Source organism: bacterium (genome assembly GCA_009926305.1).
Taxonomy (GTDB): domain Bacteria; phylum Bdellovibrionota_C; class UBA2361; order UBA2361; family RFPC01; genus RFPC01.
Genome location: RFPC01000019.1, coordinates 1 through 18,584, shown reverse-complemented (window position 1 = coordinate 18,584; position 18,584 = coordinate 1). Strand labels below are relative to the sequence as shown.

Sequence of the window (18,584 nt, the reverse complement as noted above, 5' to 3'; positions counted from 1 at the left end):
ACGTCGAATATCATTTATCGCGAAATAGGAAGTTAAGGGCGAGAGCGTCCGAGTGTTGCTCCTGGAAAAGGATCGTATACTTTTCGTGACGGATCTGGAGATATTAAGGCGCTTTCATCATTTACCTGGCGTCTCATCTCAATCAACTCTAACCGTTTTCTCCTTAACTCTTCTGCGTTATTGTCGATAGCTCGATCTAGCTTCGCCAGTTCACGATCATTTTCGGAAGAAACGGCATAGTACGCAAGCAAAGCTCCTGCTGGGGCACCTATCGTGGCACCAAGTAAAGCGCTTGCCGCGACATCTCCTGCTGGAATAACTGCACCAATCAGTGCACCGGTGCCTGCACCAGCAAGGCCTCCCCGTACAGCACCCACCTTGGCAACATCACGCGGTTCTGTTCGTGAAAGGGCACATCCCGTCCCAAAGCTGAGGATAAGACCCAACATACTCATGGTGAACAAAAAGGACCTCATTCATTACTCCTGTACATTCTTTCCTTCTCTTGTTATGAGGTTTTTTCGGGAGGAGTAACAGAATCTTCTGTTTTTTCCGAAAGAACATAACCCCCTGTATAAACAGTTAGATTCTCTAATTTCACAGATGTCCTACGAATATTTCAGACCCCGTAACATCACGCCCGTACTCTTAACCGCATAATACGTATACAGGGCTGGATTCTTTTAATCAGGCTCTCTGAAAGGTTAGTTTTGGATTATGTCTACTCTTTTTCAACCTCCACGGCATCATGATGTCTCTGATGAGCCAGAGGAAAATGCTCCTGGCACATTGGGAGCATTTAATCGCGAAGCTGTCAGCAAACGAACGGATCCCTTCGGCTATGGTGCCACTGCAAGAGTCAACGCTGTGCTCGGAGATATCCAGTTTGATGGAAATGAAATCTTAATTGATTATGGGGCAGGGCATGATTCAAAGCTCATGTCTGAGCTTGAACATCCCTTTATTAATTCTTTCCTAAAGACAGCTCCTTCACAGGATCAGCTGAGACAAATCCTCACGGGCTTTAGTGGCAACGAGATGCTGCCAACTCCTGAGGGAGAGGCATCATGGTCAGAGATTGCTCAACGTCACATCACTGGTGAACTTTCTAACGAGGATATTATAGGCATACTCTGCAATGACAATTTTGAAACGAGGGAACAAAATCATATTAAGTTTAAAACTGAGTACCAACGACAAATAAAGCTGTCTCAATCCCGCTTGGACATGATTGGAAATGCCCTTGAGACTGGAGATATAACTACCGTCTATCAGGTTTTAAATTCTATTCAAAGCAAGCGTGAAGGAGATCTTATCCGACGTGAATTTAAGAACCGACTGGAAGAGCATGGACTGAAAGAGCAGTCTTTTAGCGACTACATCGAAGAAAAATTAACAGCTCACTATGAAAAGAAAGAAAAACCATTAAGTGATGATCTAAAGAATCATATCGTACGAACTATCGAAGGCTTAGACGGCTTTAACGCGGTTCGAACTACTGAACAATTAACAGAAGCACTAAGCAAACTCCCCAGTCAATATCGAACAAGTGGTTTGTGGGAACATTTAGGAACCGCGGCACTTTTTGGGGGTATTGGGGGGATATCAATGCTCATTGGTCGTCAAACCGGACTGAACCCTATTGTCTTGGGAGCAAGCACCGCCTTGGTGGCTGATACCGTTATGAAAGAATTCGGCCAAGTCGATAAAGATAATTTGTATCGAGATATCGAACGACTGACCGCTGGACTCTCTGAAAGCCAGAAACAGGCAATCCGAGAACGATTTGATGGAATTGAAGTAATTCCTGAAGAATTAGAGGAACAAATAAGGATGTCCTTAAAAAACTCTACAGAAGAGTCCGCGATTTCACAAGAATCCATTGCTACAACAGCCAAGGAGACGCTAGACAAGCTTCAGGGGGATACACTTTCTAAAGCAGAAAAAACTCAAATGATTTATGAACTAGCTCAAAAGCTACAAACAGACTTAACAGTAAACGGGGATACTGCTAAAGATATATTTGATATTCAAATTAATGAGCTTCTTAAGAAACAAGAGGAGTCACAGAAACAAGAGGAGTCACAGGAACAAGAGGAGTCACAGGAACAAGAGGAGTCACAGGAACAAGAGGAACCACAGAAACCAGAGGATAAACCCAGTTTATATGATCTGATAGCTAACAATACGGAGATAACGAAAGAAAAAGCAAAAGATATATTTCAAGATTCTTTTAAACCAGATTCAATTGCTTCCGCAATCTTACAAGAAGCTGCAGTTCTATCTCAAGCCCTTAGACAACTGGAAACCACAATTGGCGAAATAGATTCGGAGAAAGAAAAAGAGGCAAAAGAAAAGTGGATAGAATTAAACAAAAAAGATTCTGAAATTCAACTTACTGAAGACGATAAAAACAATTTGTATCTACAACGCGAAGATGTGGAAAAGAAGCTTGAGACTATTGTTGACCGATATCTTCTTGGAAGGCATGAAGAGGCGATAGTAACGAATATTTCGCTCTCAAAGAGCCAGCAAGGAAAAGTCTTAGAAAGCCTTGAAAAGAAACTCTCTGAGCATAAATCATTAAACTCTAACCTTGACTGGACAATGGAAGACCGAGTCTCAATAGCTTTCTATGATAGGGAAAAGCAAGCAATAGTATCGATTGATATCATCCCAAATTGGAACAATCCGAACTGGACTCCGGTCGGAGCCAACCTGAGAGATCCACAAAAGAGTTGGCAACTATTCGTACCATAATATGGTTAATTCTTAGCTCTCAGCTCTAAGCTTTTTCAACAAAGAGCGTTTTGGCTGCTACAAAGATCCACTTTCAAGATGACTTTGACTTGAGAACTTGCTTGGATTCATTATTATTAAATGATGGAGAAAAGATGGATTAACCAATACATTCCCTTATCACATTCAAGTGATCGAATTCTTGAAGAATCCAAGGGAAGCTTTAGTCCTAAGGCACTTGGGGCATTTAAAGCTCTGAAGCAACAATTTTCTCAATTCGTGCTAGAGATTGGATCTGGTTCAGGAATGCACCTCATTAATCAGGCAAAACAGCACCCTGATACTCTACATGTTGGAGTCGAGCTACGCTACAAACGAGCCTTTAAGACAATTGAGAAAGCGGAAAAACAGGGTCTTTCGAATGTATTTATAATTCGAGGGAACGCGAGCCTGATTCAAGAACTTTTTGAGCCGAAAGAGCTCTCTGCTATCTACATTCATTATCCCGATCCATGGAGAAAAAAACGGTGGCAAAAACATCGAATTCTTCAAAAAGATTTTCTGCACTCTCTAGCCAATCTGCTCCATGCGGAAGGAATAATTTCATTTCGTACCGATCATACGGAATATTTCGAAGAAGTACTGACCCTCGTAGACGCATCAGAGGAATTTTCTGTGAAAACCCTCTCTCGACATCTTTATCAAGACTCTCCCGCAACTTTCATTCCATCATCTGAATTTGAAGCCCTCTTCTTCTCACAGGGAGTGCCGTTAAAGGCTCTTACCCTAAAGCGACTATAAGCTCCTGTTTTTATTGCTCTTCCCTCTCTCCAGTCATCAGAAGAACCACTCCCTTTTACCTCTTCCCGCCATATCCTGTTTCTCTCATACTCGCCTAGCTCTTGTACGATTCACTCCCAAAATAGACGAATGGTTCGTTCTTCAACCTCATTTTCCATTCGCTTTTAGTAGAGCCAACCAGAAACAAGGAGTATAATGAAGGAGATAGGTCATCGTTTCTCATGTAGAGCAAGTGTTTACACTTTTATTACATTCGCGGGGGCGATTTTTCCATCTTAAAGGGGTTCGGTAGTCACACGGGGTGAGTACCAGTTATTTTTTGGGTTGTAAGGAGGTTTAACGATGGAAAAAGATGTTCAGAAGTCCATCAGTACAATTGAAATCACTATCGGAGAGCTTGTTGAAGTTCTTACTGAAGTCGCTCGAGAGGACAGTGATACCGAGATAGAAAGCTACGAGCTCGCAGCACAGACGCTCGGTGAGATTCTTACACGACAAAACTTTGATCTGAACCGTCTCAATGCCTAAGTGCTTTCTTTAGGGATTATTTCAGATTCTTTCTTGCTCACTTGAGAATGTGCTTTCCCTCTTTTATCTCGATGAGATACGGTAAGCAGGGTATATATCTAGTCCTTACCAGACTACCAAGCGCATTTAAAGAGCACTAACGTGATTACTCTTGAGTCTGTTTCGAAGCATTTTGGTTCTTTCATTGCGGTTGATTCTGTATCGCTTCATGTCAATCCCGGTGAGATTTTTGGATTCCTGGGGATCAATGGAGCAGGAAAGACGACTACGCTGAGAATGATTTCAGGAGTCCTTGCTCCCTCCTCAGGGAAGATTCTACTTGATACTTTTGATATGAGTTCTGAGCCAGAAAAAGCGAAAGCGATTACTGGCTATATTCCTGATCGCCCATATCTCTACCCTAAACTCACAGCTATAGAATTTCTCTCTTTTATGGGAGAGCTTTACCGCGTACCCTCGAGCCTTCTTCGTAAGCGCATAGAAGATTTACTTGAGCATTTTGGGCTTTCAGAGTGGGGAGCACAGCTTATCGAGCAATTCTCACACGGTATGAAACAACGTCTTGCAACCGCAGCTGCGCTTATCGCAGAACCAAAAATTCTTGTAATTGATGAGCCAATGGTAGGGCTAGATCCACATGGCGCACAACGACTAAAGAGCTCATTAAAACAATTTGCAAGGGAGGGAATGAGTATTCTCCTTTCAACTCACTCTCTCCATGTTGCTGAAGAACTCTCACATCGAATTGCCATTATGGACCAGGGGAAAATTCTTACTATAGGCACTCTCGAGGAGCTTCAGGAGCAAACGGGTAGTCAAACTCACGGGCTCGAAGAGATATTTTTAAAACTTACTCAAAACGAAACTCAAACGCGTAGTTCTCGTCCACCTAATAATTAAAGGCTAAGGTACGCGTATCGTAAGTGGAGCGAGCTCCAGTTTAATACCTCGTCGCAGAAGGGAAACTGTGATCTGCTCTGGATAACGCTGCTGTCCGTGAATCTGACCTCCAATGTAACGAAATGAAAGTACGGGCTTTTCTCTAAACTGATCTGAGAGTTCAAGGAATTCCAGTATTCCTCCATCACTTTTGCCCAGTTCCATCTTTATTAAGCGGGAGGATACAAGCCCCTTTTCTTGAGACCACAGGAACGTTCCTTCCGAATTTACTTCTCGCCAGATACTTTCTGGAATTCTTCCAAGAAATAGTCGAAGAAAATCTGAAGGCTTTACCAATCTTCCCACAGCTCTAAAGATATCTCTATGTGAAATCTTCTCTTGAGAAGCGCTTCCTTGTTCTTCAAAATCCAATGCCTCATCAGATTTAGTAGAGATGTAGAACTCTTCCAATATTGTAAGCGAAGTAAGAGGAAGAACTTGTATTCGGAACGACTCCTTCGAGACAGGCGTTATAATGACCCGAATAGTTGTATGCTGGCTGCCAAGATCTATCCTTAGCCGTCCGAAGATTATCGGAAGTGGACTTTCATCAGCCATTACAAAGGCTCTCTCTACATTAAGAATCTCCTCCTTTGAGAACACATTCTCAGATGAATGACTACGATGCGAAGGATGTTGTAGGGAACATCCTACAGAAAGAACAAGAACGGAGCTAAGAATCAATCTACTGAAAACTCCAGTTTTCATATTTCTCTCTGTCTTTTCCGTCTGATACGTTCTACGGCTTCGCGCTCATCTGCCGAAAGATCTTCTGCTTCCCTCTGAAGCACCTTCCCATAGGCCTCCTCAGCCTTTGCAGTCTCACCGAGCGCCTGTAAAACATCGCCAATGTGTTCCAGGATAACAATATCCCCCTCTGTGAGCTGAACCGCTTTTTCAATGTATTGCTTCGCTGCTTTTAAGTTCCCGCGCTTGAAGTGAATCCAACCCAGTGTATCTAAGAAATATCCATCCTCAGGCCGTATTTTTAACGCGCGAACGACTAATTTCTCTGCTCGCTCAAGCTCTATCTCTCTCTCAGCCAAAGCATACGCAATATAATTCAAAGCATAAGCATGATCTGGGTTAAGAGCTATAATCTGCTCCATGATTTCGAGCGCCCCAGCCTGCTGACCAAGCTTATCCAAAACTCGCGCTTGTTCAAACAGCAGACTCTCATTATCTCCATGTAATACTAATCCTTCACGAGCTGCCTCAAGTGCCTCATCTTCACGATTCATTTCTGATAAAATTGTTACTAAACGAGCCCAAATGGCAGAATGTTCCGGATAGTGCTCCAGAAGGAGACGAAGCTCTTTTACTGCTCTAACTGGATTGCCATCTTCTCGAAGAATAAATGCCAACAAATAGCGTGCATGAAGGTAAAAACTAGATTCATGAGGAATCTCTTCTAAAAGGTCAAAGGCCTTAATACGCCGGCCTGTACTCACGTAAAGGCTTGCGAGTTCATATCGGACGGAGTCATTTTGAGGCTCATCTGTGAGAATCAATAAAAGTTGTCTTTCTGCTTCTCCGTAATTCTCCCTCCTTGCTTCAAGCTGAGCCAATTCAAGACGAACATCTCTGATTTTACTATATTCATATCCTTCGAGCGCAGTAGTGTCTTCTAGCAATCTATTAAACTGTACGACTGCTTCATCTAGCTTATTCTCTGCAACCAATAACTGCGCGAGAAGAAGATTTGCGCGATAGTTAAAAGGCTCTAACTCTACCATCTGCTCGCACAACTCACGTGCCGCCTGAATATCATTATTCAACATATAGAGCCGGCCGAGAGAGCTGAATAACTTCTCATTCAAGCCACCTCTTTTAATACCATCTTCATATACTTCTTGGGCTTTCTTAAGATCATTCGAGGATTCATATAAGTCTCCAAGCACCCATAGTGCCATTCCAACATCCTCAGCTTCATCAATATGGTCTACGACAAGACTGATTGCCTCTTCCCTCCTCCCTTGCTCCTGAAGGAATTCTGCGTAGTAAAAAAAAGCTCCTTGAATTGGATCCTCAGAAGCTGAAAGCATTTCCTTATAGTGCTTCTCTGCCTCCTCGAGTTCTCCAGCCGAAGCGAGGAGAATAGCCAACATAAAGTGGTAACGAGAATTATTCGGATTTGCTAACAGTGCCTTTTCAACCTCTCGTCTGGCATCTTCTCTTTGCTCGTTTCGCATATACAGCTCTGAGAGAGTCCAGTGAAGTTTTTCTACTGGGAAAGGTATTTGATTGCTCACATCCTTTAAGTACTCAAGAGCCTCGTCATACTGACCATTCAGATAAGATAAATTACCAGCGACGTATCGAAAGAGAATATTCGAGCGCTCCTCTAGCTCTTGGTCCATATTCGTAGTTTGTGCATTTCTTATTTCTGACTCGAATGAAGAAGGACTACTCTCTGGATGCAACATACTGCTACATCCAGAGAACCATACTAGCTGAGACAAAATACAAAAGAATAACCAAATTGGTGATGAAGATATGATATTAGAAATTCTCAATTGCTCCCTCATTCTTTCAGTCATACAATCATATTACAAACCGTCGCAATTTCTACAAGAATGCAAGAGCACAGTCTCTCAAGAGAAGAAGAAAAAGACCACCTACTGAACGGGGGTTGGACAGAGGATTCTGCCTTTATTCACTTTATCACGCGCCTTTTCTCGATTCTGACCCCCCACATTCCAGGGTCCTTTCTCCTTGCAGAGCCTCTATTTACGCCTTTACGTGGTAATGAATTACAGACACTTCACTCGTCTTCGTCACAAACCACACCAATAGCGGCGCTGAATGCCTTACACGAATTCGGATATTGGAAAGACAACAATAATCAGCACGGCGTTATTCTCACCCCAGAAGATGCCGCAGACGCGGTAATCGAGCGATGCTTTATCGATACTCCAACTCCTTCGTCCCTTACCATTCTTGATCCAGCATGTGGCACAGGCATCCTGCTTTGTCGCTCGCTTCTTTGGGCATATCGAAACAAACTCTTCTCCACATCTCAAGAAGCAGCGAACTTTATACGGCACTCCATATATGGAATCGATCGAGATCCCGTAGCCGTATCGCTTTCGCGGTTTGCTCTCCTTCTCACACTCTCCCAACTTTTTCCTGAAGACATGTCTGAACATCTTAGGAGTTACCGGGAATGGAAAGGGAATTTTTATTGTGGAGACTTTCTTTCTTTTCGAAAAAGTGATCAGAAACGAATCTTCGACTCCCTTGAGTGGAAAAATTCGAATCTTCCCGCACAGTTCTCTCATATCGTTGCCAATCCGCCATACGGTCTTTCTCGTAATGGTCAAATTCGAGAAGATATTCTCAAGAAATATAAAGCCGAGTTTAATGCAATTCTTTGTGGTAAACCCAATAAATATCTTCTCTTTTTTGCAGCCGCCCTTTCACATCTCGTGCAGGAAGGCAGACTCTCCTTTCTCATTCCTAATTCATGGCTTGGTATTCGGTCTGCAAGAAGGTTTCGTCAGAAAATTCTGCATGACGGTCATCTGATAGCCATTGATACTTTCGAGAAGCGAATATTTCCAACCAAAGGTGTTGAGGCAGTCATTGTTACAGCACAAAAAAGCTTTCGTTCGACCTTTTTGACCAGAACGTTTCGCTCCATTCAATCAACCGAGCCGTCATTGAAAGCAGTGATCAGTTGTCAGGAACTTCTGAAAGAGGATAACCAGGCTATCATTCCGACAGGCTTTAGTAATGATCTTATCGCCATTCGACGAGCCCTCCTAGGAAACTCAATCACACTAAGCGATGCCGAGCTCTGTGTTACCCCTAAAATAGCATTACAAGTCTATGCAACTGGAAAAGGCTCTCCACCCCAAACAGGAGAGATTGTGCGAAGTCATCCATTTCATTCCGCTTCTCCAGATGGCAAGAATTCCAAAAAATACCTTCGCGGCAACTCTGTCTCACGATTTTCCCTATGTTGGGCAGGAGAATGGCTTATGTATGGACCATGGGTGGCGGAGCATCAACCTGAAGACCGATTTCGAGGTCCGAGACTCTTAGTGCGAGAAATAATTAATCCAGCACCCTATTCCTTTGTTGCGACATATACCGAGGAGGAATTTTTCTACAATCGCTCCATTCTCCACATTATTCCCGACAATGACTGCCCTTATCCAGAACGCTTTCTACTTGGGCTTTTGCTCCTTCTGAACTCAAAAGTAGGTACTCTGTACTTAAAAACATGTGGTCGAAAGACCTCGCGGACACTATTTCCTAAAGTAGTTCTTGAGGATCTTAGTGCCTTTCCAATACCACTAAACTTTCGAGAATGCGCGACTGAGCTTGCCGTAGAATGCAAACGATGCTTACGCGCTCCCAATGAAGCTTTTCCTGCCTCGATGAATCGAGAGATTGCCTCTCTCTATGGTCTCCGTATTGAAGACGTTGAATCTTCGCTAAGAACTATTCGATGAAATTTCGACCTGTACCGCGTCGTCTCGTCGCTGCTCTCGCTTTTGAGCTTGCTCTGCTGCTTGGGCCTCGCGCTGCTGTTCCTCTGCAGCACTTGCCCTTGCACGTTCTCGCCTTGCCGCCTTTTTATCCTCAGAAGATACCCCTTCTATTGTCATGAGAACCTCTTACTTTAAACTGTCTCCCTCTGCGGCTATCGCTTTTATCGGCATATTATAGGACTCACTGGAGAAATTCGGATAAATTTTCATCCGAATTCAAAACGCTTCTTAGCTCTTGCTCCGATATATCTCCACCTCTCCACGCTTTTCTCGTAGTTCATATTGATGCTCCTTAAGAGCAATACGCAGCTCATCAGAGAGGTACGCTCTATGCCCAACAACAAGTGAGATACTCCTCTCAAAGAGAAGTGATTCCAGGTGAGCTTGTGATAAGAGATGAAAACGCCTCTGGTCTATTTCACTCAGGCGTTCCGTAACAATACCTCTGCCAAAATGATTCTCACTCCCTTTTGCAGTGGTACGTTCTATTCCGACAAGATATCCAGGCCATAACGCAAGCACCACATCTGCAGGCTCTGTATAATCCTCAATTTGCTGACCAATCTCTTGAACTTTACTGATATTCCAATCCTCAGCGCCTCTCTCATTCCCTATGCCGATTACCCCAGTACCACTTTTCGTATAACGCTCAATATCTGTAAATAGATGGCGCTCATACACAATTCCGCATACCACGACTCCCATCCCGATTATAAATCGAGGAAGTCCCTTTTTTTGATATAGCAGTGCTGAAAGACTCGTGAAGAGAACTATAACGGCGAACGGTATGACTGTTACAAAATACTGCACATACGTAGGGGTCGGAATAAAGCTAATGAAAAATAGAAGTACACCAACCACCCCAGAAAGTCTCGCCGCAAATGGAAGGAAGCGCCACATTGACAGAAGCCCCAAGAAAAGACCACCGAATAAAATTGGAGTTTGGAAGCCACTAAACTTTTGACTAGGGAGACCTAAGGAAAATAATACCTCAAAAATACGCCACTTTCCTGCAACTGCATCCTGAAAAGACAAATCTGAGCGGTGAAGATGATATGCAACGTTAGAAAAAAGAAACGAGTCTTTACTGACAAAAAATAGTGTGAAAGAAGGAATAGAGCCAAGCAGCACTCCACTGAAAAAATAGCTAAAAGATTTCTGGCGTGCCGGCGTATTCCATAAAAAGAACAACGGAATAACACATAGGGGGAGAAAAAAGAGTCGAGCTTGAGCAGCGAGAGAGAAAGCAACGCCACTCAATAATACCCAACCTGGATACGATTTGATTTCTGATGAACTCCGTGCAGGATAGGCCACTCCTTGACTGAGACAATACACTCCCACCAATAATAAAAAGGTCGAGAGCGCATACGTCTGTATAACCGGAAACCATCCAAAAGAGAGGTGACAAGTAGCCGTAGCGAGCAGCGCGAACAAACCGACGAAGCGAGTACTAGAACGAGCAATGATACGATATACCAGCCAAAGTATTCCTATGAAACATAAGGCAGAGCCCATTCGATAGACTTCCCAGGAGGAGCCTGCCAGGAACCCGCCTAAACCGTAAAAATAGGGAGTGAGCGGCATTTGTGGGAAAAAGAAATCCTGATATGGCGTTTTCCCCTCAGCCACTAGTTGTGCCGCGTAGGCATAAAAGCCTTCATCTCGAGCAATGAGCCGCTCTGAGGCGCAGAAGACCCCAAAGACCGCAGACAGAAGTATCGCCAAAATGTTAAAGATCCAAGATTTTTTCATTCTGAGTAGATAAATATCCCCTTCAACTCCCAATTGCCAGCTATTCGCGGTACAACAAGGCTATGACAGAGATTACCTCTATTGATGAAAATGTCGATAAGATTGTCCTCGGTGAGAAAACAATATTTCTCGTGGGCACTGCTCACATCTCGCAAGCGAGCGTTGACCTAGCTGAGCAGGTTATTCGAGAGCATACTCCTGACTCTGTAGCTATTGAGCTATGCGAGAGTAGACACGCATCCCTTTTGGATCCAGAACGATGGAAAAATACGGATATCGTATCTGTTATCCGCTCAGGCAAGGCCTATGTGCTCATGGCACAGTTGGTACTTGCAAGCTTTCAGAAAAAACTCGGGGACCAACTCAAGATAAAACCTGGCAGCGAGATGCTCCGAAGTGCTGAAGTGGCTCAGGAGCTGGGAACAACATTAGTTCTTGCTGATAGAGACGTTAGAACAACATTGAAACGAAGCTGGTCGGCGCTTGGATTTATTGGAACATTCCGACTGATCTCTAGCATGGTCTTTAGCCTTTTCTCTGAGCAAAAAATCGAAGCTGAAGAAATTGAGCGACTGAAGAAAAGTGATGCTCTTGAAGAAATGATGAAAGAATTCTCGGAATTACTACCGGAGGTTCGCGTAGCACTCATTGACGAACGAGACTCTTATCTCGCTTCTAAAATTCAAGAGGCTGAAGGAGATACCGTTGTTGCTATTGTTGGGGCAGGACACGTACCTGGAATTCGGAAAAAAATTGGAACGACTATTGACCGAGCTGCACTCGAAAAAATCCCCTCCCCTAGCCCTTTTTGGAAAATAATTCAGTGGACGATTCCAATTCTCGTAATTGCTATTTTTATCTTCGGATTTCTTGGATCGGGAATAGAGACCGTGGCCTCAATGGCGTGGACATGGTTTTTGATTAATGGATGTTTTGGTGCTCTGGGCTCTTTGCTCGCGTTGGCTCATCCCGTTACGATTCTTGCTGCATTTGTCGTATCACCATTCACTTCCTTAAATCCCTTTGTTGCCGCAGGCTGGGTTGCTGGTCTCGTAGAGGCAATTATTCGTAAACCACGCGTCTCCGATCTCGAAACCGTTGCTGAAGATATAAGCCAACATTTTTCGGGAATTTGGAAAAATCGAGTAACTCGAATCCTGCTTATTATTGCCTTAACGAACCTATGTGGCACAATTGGAACGGTGATCGGAATCGAACGAATTACTTCTATCCTGCGATAAGGATCGCAAGCTATGATGCCTGAGCGCAACTCTTTACATGACGAAGAAAACAAGCAAATGGATTCAACCTCTGTTGCTGGGGCCGATTACCAAGATGCTCTGATGAACAGCGAAAATCGCCTTCTTCGTTTTCAAATGCTTTCTTCACTTGCTCTGGGAACGCTCAGCGGTCTTCTTATTGGACTACCCGTTGCTCAAACACAATCCCCTACACTTGCGCCAGTCATAGTCATAGGCTTTGGGTTTGCGGGACTATTGATTGGTTATCGCAGAAGAAAAGACAGAGCCTTTCTCTACATCTGCTTTATGGTCATTTTGGTGCTATCAGGAACAATCTCAACATCTCTTATTCCAGAACAATAATGGTTATAGCGATATGAAAAACAATGAAACAAATTCCATTATGAGTATTGCTAAAGAAGTAATTCTTGAAGAAGCAACTGCACTACAAACCATTGCAGAACGGCTAAACTCGGAGTTTGAGAATTCAGTTCGTACCATCAGTCAGATGGAAGATATTGGGCGTGTGATCGTGAGCGGCATGGGGAAAAGCAGTTTTATTGGAATGAAGATCTCTGCAACTCTTGCAAGTATTGGCATTCCCTCTTTTTTTCTTCATCCAGCAGAGGCCGTGCATGGAGATCTGGGGCGGTTTACCCCTTACGACATTGCGCTCTTGCTCTCAAATTCAGGGGAAACCGGGGAGATTCTAGAGCTTCTTCCATTTCTTACACGAGTTGGATGTCCCGTCATTAGCATGACGGCGTGTGAAGACTCAACTCTTGCCAGAAACTCGCTTATCACTCTAGCGCTCGGAAAACACAAGGAGGCTGGACCCTTAGGCTTAGCCCCTACGACATCAACGACCGCGATGCTCGCTCTTGGCGATGCCTTAGCAATGGCTCTCCTTGACGTAAAAGGTCTTTCTGAGCAGGACTTCGCCGGATTCCATCCGGCCGGCTCACTCGGTCGCTCACTCCTCAGCGTTAACGAAATCATGCGAAGAGGAGATGAACTGTGTATCGTGACGAAAGAGACCTCCTGTCGCGATGTATTAGAGAAAATATCAAATACACGAGGTCGTCCTGGAGCCGCTGCCGTTATTGATAATACAAAAACTCTCGTTGGTATTTATACAGATGGAGATCTTAGGAGATGCCTGAACACTGGAGAAGAGTTTCTTAAAGAACCAGTCGAAAAATACATGGGGAGGAGTCCAAAGACCATCGCACCAAACATGCTTGTGAAAGAAGCTTCTGCCATGATGACAGAGCACCGAGTCGATCAACTGATTGTTATTAATGAACAGAGTGAACCGATTGGACTCCTTGATATTCAAGATGCAGCCTCCGTCAGGCTGAAATAAAGCGAAGCTGTTCAGCTTCGTTCTAAGAAAATCTCTGAAAACAAGAAAAATTGTCATCATACTCGATAGTTATCTGGCTAGCCTTTCACGTTCCGATCGAATTTTTGTGATACTTCCTGTCTCGATAACCCCATAACTCTATTAAAGAACGCGTGTTTTGCCACCATCAGAGGTTACGGAAATGGATTCATCTTCAAAGCTAAAAGAGACAGTTTATCAGCTTCTCGGACAACAATCCGGATTAACACAGAAATCAACGCAGGCAAGAAGACGCTTTAATGGGAAGGCAAAAAAAAGAGACATTGAACTCGCTGTTACCGTTTTACTCGTTGACCTTGCTGCTTCGGATCAAGAATTTGATCCTCGTGAATATCAAGTAATTGTCCATGGCCTTATGGAAATGTTTGGCACTCAGAAACATGAAGTATCGGCTCTTATTAATCAAGCTCAGACTATTCTTCGAAACCTGAGAGGAGTGAGTCAATTCGGCAAGCTCTTGACCGACAATCTCAGTCTCGATGAGCGAATGTCAATAATGCGTATTATTGAACAGGTAATTCAAGCAGACGGCGTGGAAGATGGCTATGAGACTTACCTACGTCATAAATTACAGAAAATGCTAGGCTTAGAGGAAACTCCCATAAATTAGAGAAATTGAGTTCAACTCTTTAGTTTTTCGCCTAAATACCGACTTCCCCTTCATACTTCAGAACGAATGGTGACGTTATAAGTGCACCGTCTCGGATATTACCCCACGGATCGGAAAAATAGGTATCTGTTGTCCTGGTGCGAAGGGGTAGTAAATGGCTGTGCTTTCCACTCTCGATGGGGCTTCCGCCCGCCTTCCTAAAAGTACGACTCGGTCCGAAGGCTCAGATAAGATCAAGAATTCTGAGACAGAGAGACCTTCTCACTCATCTTCCTCACCCCAGCAGGATAATGCAGCCTCAGAAAATGAAGAGGCTTTTGAAAAATTTCTGACCCTCATTGAGCAACGCTCCGAAAAAACTACCCGTATGCTCGCAGTACTTCTTGAGCGTCGAGAAATGATTAATGCTAAAATCGTTCAGATACGCGAAAAACAAGAGAAGATTATCGAACGACTCTTAAAAGAGAAAATTCAGGAAAAGGAAGCATTTGAACAGCTGATTCAATTTAAGGATCTTGAAAACGAGACGAGACGACTACTCGTGACTGAAGAAGAGACTCGAAGAAGTCTTGCTTCAACCGAGCCAAGCTCAGCTGATTCACCTCTTGATCCAGCAAGTCCTTTACTTCCCGCTCTTACCAAACCCCCAGTCATCCAGTACAGACCAGAGCCCCTCGATATTCAGATGAATAGTTCATCAGAAGACATGCGAAAAATTCTCTCTCTCGTACGAGAGGAAAAGACTGCCATCTCAAATATTCGAATGTCTGAACAGAGTGCACTGGAGGAGCTACGAATACGCAGCCAGACTACGCCACAAGGCGAATCTTCTTTAGAATTATCAGCAGAGCGTATTCGAGACATTGCAAGCGCTGAAAACTCTGCATCTGAAACCTATACTCAAATCGTAAGCCAACAGTCTAAAGGACTATTTGCGCAAGCTAATCAAAATCAACTGCGGGTACTTCAACTCTTAAAATGAAAATCTCATTATTTCTCCGTTTAGCTCAGCTTCCCGGCACCTCTTCCAGCCTACAGTCTGGTAGAGTCGCACTGAGTGCCTCACAAGCCCCATCTTCAATGACTGACATTATCGAACTCAATACCACAGAGCAAAAAGTGACTAGTCCTCACCTTCTTGCAAGTAAAGCCAGTAGTAATGCTCTTATTGCTTTAACCGCCGTAGATGAAATCGTAGCACTTCGAAAAAGCCAAGAAGCCGTGGCAAAAGCAGCACGAGAAACAAGCAATCCAACTCTCCAACAATCTCTTCAATCACAGTTAAGTAGCATTGAAAGTGAGATAACTCGTATTATTAGTGAGGCTACCGATGAAAATGGCATAAATGTTTTATCTGGAAGCACGTATACGATTGACGATAACCTCGTCGTCTCACTTGCAGATCTTCAGGGTATTGGGCAGCTTTCTGGAGTTGATATATCTAGCACTGCTGGAGCAATCAGTGCTGAACAAACGCTTGAATCGCTGACGCAAATTGCAATTAGCGGAAGAGAGTCAGCAGCAGCCTCATTTGAGCGCGCACAAGATATCCTCCAGGTAGCTACGACGCGATACATCAACTCACACTCACAGGTCAGCGATGGTGCAATGGAGCAGCTTTCTCAGGAAATTGCCTCTCAAATATCTTCCCTCCATTCTCCCATCGATGTACATAGACTTGAAAGCGAGCTCATCGAGTTCATTTTTGCTCAAGGTGAATAACCACTCTTTATAGCCAGACCGTACACGAAACATATCTCCATACCTTATCGAATAGGTATAGAGATGCGGTATGAAGAATTATAGGTATGACTTCGGAAGACAGAATGGAGCATCTCTCCTTTCGCTTCTTCTCGTACTCTTTATGAGTACGACTACAATTGTACTTACTGGTAGAGGACTCACAGATGCCCGTCAAAGAGCTGTGCTATACGGAGATGTACAAAAAATCAAATGGCTGATTGAGGAGGGGGAAGCCATATCGCTTTTGGAGCACAAACCTATGACTTTGCAATCACAAACTCATACCATTCGCCTTCTGTCACAGGATGGAGGCGTTATCCGACGACAAGCTCAGCTTTCTCCACATATTACTGCTACTTTTCCAAGTAATGGCATCGTCTTTTATCCTCATCTGGTCAACACACCAGCCCGTATACTCATTGAATTGAATCATCATATCTGTGAAATAGTCCTTTCGCTCAGAGGTCGCTTAAGGAGTGAGTGCAGTGAGTAGTATAACGCTTATCGAATCCCTGGTCGGTATTACGCTCATGATATTGACCATTGCATGCTCTAGCGCAACAACCTCTCTCCTTCATCAAACATTGCAAAGAGTTTCTCAGGAGATCTCCATTGATCAATATGCTGAAAATCAGAGTATTACCTGCAAAGCAACAGATTTTTTAAGCGAGCATATACTGCATTGCACTACTTCAAGTGGCAGTAATCGAATGAGAGTGCGTTAGCGGCAATGATTCTTCTCGAAAAACTTATCGCCTTATTCTTAACGGGCACACTTTTAACTGGATTTGCCTATTTCCTCAACGGAGAACATACTTTATCGCATCAGAATCGGAATCTAAATCGCGAGCTCCATAATACGATCCGAATTTATAGCATCATCACCCACATCCAAAACCAACTTGATACTCATCGCTATCCGCTTCTGCCCGTTATTCATAGAGAAGGAAGAGTCACTTATTTCGATGGCTCTCCTCATGAGCTTTCGCTTCGTAACGATCACCTCGCTATAAAATTAAACTCTGATGCGATAACGTTCGTACAGCTATCCCACATCGCTCCTATCGTTCCTCGCTCAAACCAGACACCATGCATGCAAACAGGCATTCCCCACCACTCCCTAGCTTACACCGGCGACTTTATCTTCGAAGCCATAATTTTCTGGCAAGAAGGGTGCTCTCCTCGCATCTCGAAGATCCCAACAAATAGTTTGATTACGCAGCAACTTGATAGCGAATTCCTACCATCTCCCAATGCTTTTCTTCTTCTACGTTCAATTACAACACTTTACGTAAGCAAACAGGATGTTCTTCGCCTAGTCCAGCATAGAGGAGATTCCGTAATCGAGAATCAGCCACTCCTTAACGATTCTCCAACCTTCATGCTTGAACTGAATCGGCAAAGCGATAGTGCAGGAGAGCTTTCCGTCACTCTTTTCTCTTCACTATCACGTAAGCAATTTAAGCAATATTTCCCGCTCGTTCTTTCTCGCCACAGCTTCGATCAGCTCTTGTTACAAACAAAGCGAATACAGTTTTAGTGAATATGAAAGATTCTGGCTCCGTTCTCATTAGTATTTTAATTATTCTTACACTCCTTGGGGTGTTTCTAAAAGACCGGGCAAGCAACACTCATGCTACTCTGCAACGTGCTCAACATTACACTCTTCGACAAAGAATGTATCATCGCCTCCAAGAAGCAATTCTAACACAAAAAAAATCAACGCCGTTGCTCATAGAAAAAGGGAGCATCGGGTTAACTGAGATCAGCATGTCAAGAAAGCTTTCCCTTCCTCTTCCTGGTTATTCGGTGTATCAGCTCGACGAATATCTCAATCTGCCAGAGAACTGCACTAAACAGGAGCTCGAATCGTTCAGCACCCCGTTACGCTTCCAAAACTTTCGCTCTCATTTCACTTGCATCAAAGAGGAAGGAGCGATTTCATCGCCGTTTAGAACACGACACAATCTCAAGGTCTCAGATTATCTGAAGATACAAAGAGAGCAGATCTTTACCGTAAATGGCTCGTTCTCTTCGAGCGGCACGCTACATGCTCGAGAGTCTCTACTTATTATCGCAGGAGGAGATGTGCATCTAAGACAACTCACGGCACAAAGCACAGAGAGCATCATCGAAATTATATCCTTAAATGGAAGTATCATAATTGAAGATACTTCTCCTATTCAGCAGGCTTACCTCGATGGTTTCGTCGATGTAACGGTTCCCGCAGGGATTAAACTCCTTGATAAACCACAACTCCTCAGGCAGAGCCAAGGATGGATAGCAGGAATCTCTGCTGAATCTTCTCCATCCTTACGATGAGA

At 43.8% G+C, this 18,584-nt stretch carries 18 protein-coding genes and 1 pseudogene; 15 read left to right on the top strand and 4 right to left on the bottom strand.

The genetic code is table 11. The annotated features are described in order from the left end of the window. Positions 1–32 precede the first annotated feature (32 nt). Positions 33–449: a hypothetical protein gene (locus EBR25_05020; GenBank protein ID NBW40354.1), complete on the bottom strand. Its 417-nt coding sequence runs from the start codon at positions 447–449 to the stop codon at positions 33–35. A gap of 1,611 nt (positions 450–2,060) precedes the next feature. Here EBR25_05020 and EBR25_05015 point away from each other — a divergent pair. The 4 genes and pseudogenes from EBR25_05015 (at position 2,061) to EBR25_05000 (ending at position 4,968) form a co-directional block, all read left to right on the top strand. Continuing rightward, positions 2,061–2,141, top strand: a pseudogene (locus EBR25_05015) (exosporium leader peptide). A 739-nt stretch (positions 2,142–2,880) separates the two neighbouring features. Then, on the top strand, positions 2,881–3,540 hold the full coding sequence (gene trmB, locus EBR25_05010) for a tRNA (guanosine(46)-N7)-methyltransferase TrmB (protein ID NBW40353.1): 660 nt from the start codon (positions 2,881–2,883) through the stop codon (positions 3,538–3,540). Between the two features lie 342 nt (positions 3,541–3,882). Further along, positions 3,883–4,068, top strand: a complete 186-nt coding sequence (locus tag EBR25_05005) for a hypothetical protein (GenBank protein NBW40352.1) — start codon at positions 3,883–3,885, stop codon at positions 4,066–4,068. A gap of 141 nt (positions 4,069–4,209) precedes the next feature. Beyond that, positions 4,210–4,968: an ABC transporter ATP-binding protein gene (locus EBR25_05000; protein ID NBW40351.1), complete on the top strand. Its 759-nt coding sequence runs from the start codon at positions 4,210–4,212 to the stop codon at positions 4,966–4,968. 3 nt (positions 4,969–4,971) lie between these two features. Here EBR25_05000 and EBR25_04995 read toward each other — a convergent pair whose 3' ends face one another. Together EBR25_04995 and EBR25_04990 are read right to left on the bottom strand one after the other, a co-directional pair. After that, the gene (locus tag EBR25_04995) at positions 4,972–5,715 is read right to left on the bottom strand and encodes a hypothetical protein (GenBank protein ID NBW40350.1); all 744 of its coding nucleotides are present in this window, start codon (positions 5,713–5,715) and stop codon (positions 4,972–4,974) included. Further along, on the bottom strand, positions 5,712–7,547 hold the full coding sequence (locus EBR25_04990; protein ID NBW40349.1) for a hypothetical protein: 1,836 nt from the start codon (positions 7,545–7,547) through the stop codon (positions 5,712–5,714). Before EBR25_04990 ends, EBR25_04995 begins: the two co-directional genes overlap by 4 nt. Here EBR25_04990 and EBR25_04985 point away from each other — a divergent pair. Next, positions 7,524–9,467, top strand: coding sequence for a hypothetical protein (locus EBR25_04985; GenBank protein ID NBW40348.1), 1,944 nt, complete (start codon positions 7,524–7,526; stop codon positions 9,465–9,467). The genes EBR25_04990 and EBR25_04985 overlap by 24 nt on opposite strands. Positions 9,468–9,734: 267 nt before the next feature. Here the strand turns inward: EBR25_04985 and EBR25_04980 are convergent, their stop codons facing one another. Further along, the gene (locus EBR25_04980) at positions 9,735–11,261 is read right to left on the bottom strand and encodes a hypothetical protein (GenBank protein ID NBW40347.1); all 1,527 of its coding nucleotides are present in this window, start codon (positions 11,259–11,261) and stop codon (positions 9,735–9,737) included. Positions 11,262–11,323: 62 nt separating this feature from the next. On the opposite strand from EBR25_04980, the gene EBR25_04975 reads away from it, so the two are divergent. From EBR25_04975 to EBR25_04930, 10 genes are all read left to right on the top strand, one after another. Beyond that, entirely contained in the window at positions 11,324–12,502 is a 1,179-nt protein-coding gene (locus EBR25_04975) for a TraB/GumN family protein (GenBank protein ID NBW40346.1), read from the top strand. 12 nt (positions 12,503–12,514) lie between these two features. After that, on the top strand, positions 12,515–12,865 hold the full coding sequence (locus EBR25_04970; protein NBW40345.1) for a hypothetical protein: 351 nt from the start codon (positions 12,515–12,517) through the stop codon (positions 12,863–12,865). Positions 12,866–12,878: 13 nt separating this feature from the next. Further along, complete coding sequence (locus EBR25_04965; GenBank protein NBW40344.1) at positions 12,879–13,868, top strand: KpsF/GutQ family sugar-phosphate isomerase; 990 nt, start codon at positions 12,879–12,881, stop codon at positions 13,866–13,868. A gap of 181 nt (positions 13,869–14,049) precedes the next feature. Further along, a complete protein-coding gene (locus tag EBR25_04960) occupies positions 14,050–14,517 on the top strand; it encodes a hypothetical protein (GenBank protein NBW40343.1) in 468 nt (155 codons plus the stop codon). Positions 14,518–14,671: 154 nt separating this feature from the next. Next, complete coding sequence (locus EBR25_04955; GenBank protein NBW40342.1) at positions 14,672–15,499, top strand: hypothetical protein; 828 nt, start codon at positions 14,672–14,674, stop codon at positions 15,497–15,499. Then, positions 15,496–16,239: a hypothetical protein gene (locus EBR25_04950; GenBank protein ID NBW40341.1), complete on the top strand. Its 744-nt coding sequence runs from the start codon at positions 15,496–15,498 to the stop codon at positions 16,237–16,239. The genes EBR25_04955 and EBR25_04950 overlap by 4 nt, the downstream gene beginning before the upstream one ends. 70 nt (positions 16,240–16,309) lie before the next feature. Next, complete coding sequence (locus EBR25_04945) at positions 16,310–16,753, top strand: hypothetical protein (GenBank protein NBW40340.1); 444 nt, start codon at positions 16,310–16,312, stop codon at positions 16,751–16,753. Further along, on the top strand, positions 16,746–16,985 hold the full coding sequence (locus tag EBR25_04940; GenBank protein NBW40339.1) for a hypothetical protein: 240 nt from the start codon (positions 16,746–16,748) through the stop codon (positions 16,983–16,985). The genes EBR25_04945 and EBR25_04940 overlap by 8 nt, the downstream gene beginning before the upstream one ends. A 5-nt stretch (positions 16,986–16,990) precedes the next feature. Then, complete coding sequence (locus tag EBR25_04935) at positions 16,991–17,800, top strand: hypothetical protein (GenBank protein ID NBW40338.1); 810 nt, start codon at positions 16,991–16,993, stop codon at positions 17,798–17,800. Continuing rightward, a complete protein-coding gene (locus EBR25_04930; protein ID NBW40337.1) occupies positions 17,800–18,582 on the top strand; it encodes a hypothetical protein in 783 nt (260 codons plus the stop codon). The genes EBR25_04935 and EBR25_04930 overlap by 1 nt, the downstream gene beginning before the upstream one ends. Positions 18,583–18,584: the final 2 nt, after the last annotated feature.